Genomic DNA, 1,334 nt, shown 5'->3' on the forward strand with positions numbered 1-1,334 from the left:
AGTGTGCTGGTTCAGGACATAGGAAACCCGTGTCGCAGGACATAGGAAACTTCAACAGAGTGTGTCTCGGGACATAGGCAACCACCGCGATCAACAGCGTGGGCGGTGTGTCCAAGGCCAGAGTTGTCATCACCGCCGTTGTCGTCGAGGGCCGCTCCCAAGCAGAGGTCGCCCGCGCCTACGGGGTGTCCAAGGGCTGGGTGTCCAAGCTCGTCGCGCGCTACCGTGCCCAGGGCGAGGCAGCGTTCGAGCCCCGGTCGCGACGTCCGCACACCTCGCCGAACACGATCGACGCCGACACCGTCGAGCTGATCGTCCGGCTCCGCAAGGACCTCGCCGAGCAGGGACTGGACGCCGGCCCGGACACGATCGCCTGGCATCTGCGACAGCACCATCAGCGGACGGTGTCACGGGCCACGATCAGCCGCTACCTCACTCGCCACGGCCTGGTCGTGCCCGAGCCGAAGAAACGGCCCCGCTCGTCCTACATCCGCTTCCAAGCAGCGCTGCCGAACGAGACCTGGCAGGCCGACTTCACCCACTACCGCCTCGCCGACGGCACTGACACCGAGATCCTGTCCTGGCTGGACGACCACTCCCGCTACGCCCTGTCGGTGACCGCGCACGTCCGCGTCACCGGCCCGATCGTGCGCGACACGTTCCGCGCTGCCGTCGCCGCCCACGGCGTGCCCGCCTCCACACTGACCGACAACGGCATGGTTTTCACCACCCGGCTGGCCGGCGGCCGCGGCGGCCGCAACGCCTTCGAAAACGACCTGCGCCGCCTGCACGTCCGCCAGAAGAACAGCGCCCCCAACCACCCCACCACCTGCGGCAAGGTCGAACGCTTCCAGCAAACCATGAAGAACTGGCTACACGCCCAACCCTGCCAACCAGCCACCCTCGCCGGCCTGCAAGCGCTACTCGACCGCTTCACCGACGCCTACAACCACCACCGCCCGCACCGGTCCCTGCCGCACCGCGCCACCCCGGCCACGACCTACGCCGCCTCACCCAAGGCCCTGCCCGACGGCAGCCGCGACGCCGACACCCACACACGCGTACGCCACGACCGCATCGACCCCTCCGGCGTGGTCACCCTGCGCGTCAACGGCCGACTGCACCACATCGGCATCGGACGAACCCACGCCCGAACCCACGTCATCCTCCTGATCGACGACCTGCACATCCGCGTCGTCAACGCCGTCACCGGAGAACTCCTACGCGAGCTGATCCTCGACCCCACCCGCGACTACCAGCCCCAGGCAAACCCGAACAAGACGAAACCCCCGAACCCGTAGGTTCGAGGGTTTCCGATGTCCCGAGACATCACA

The 1,334-nt window shown here is 67.8% G+C and carries 1 protein-coding gene; it reads left to right on the forward strand.

Going from position 1 to position 1,334, the window contains the following annotated elements; genetic code table 11:
* The first annotated feature begins 107 nt into the window (after window positions 1-107).
* Window positions 108-1,301, forward strand: a complete 1,194-nt coding sequence (locus ACIBK9_RS51810) for an IS481 family transposase (RefSeq protein ID WP_397166835.1) — start codon at window positions 108-110, stop codon at window positions 1,299-1,301.
* Window positions 1,302-1,334 lie beyond the last annotated feature (33 nt).

It is taken from the genome of Nonomuraea sp. NPDC050227, from assembly GCF_044459705.1.
GTDB lineage: Bacteria > Actinomycetota > Actinomycetes > Streptosporangiales > Streptosporangiaceae > Nonomuraea.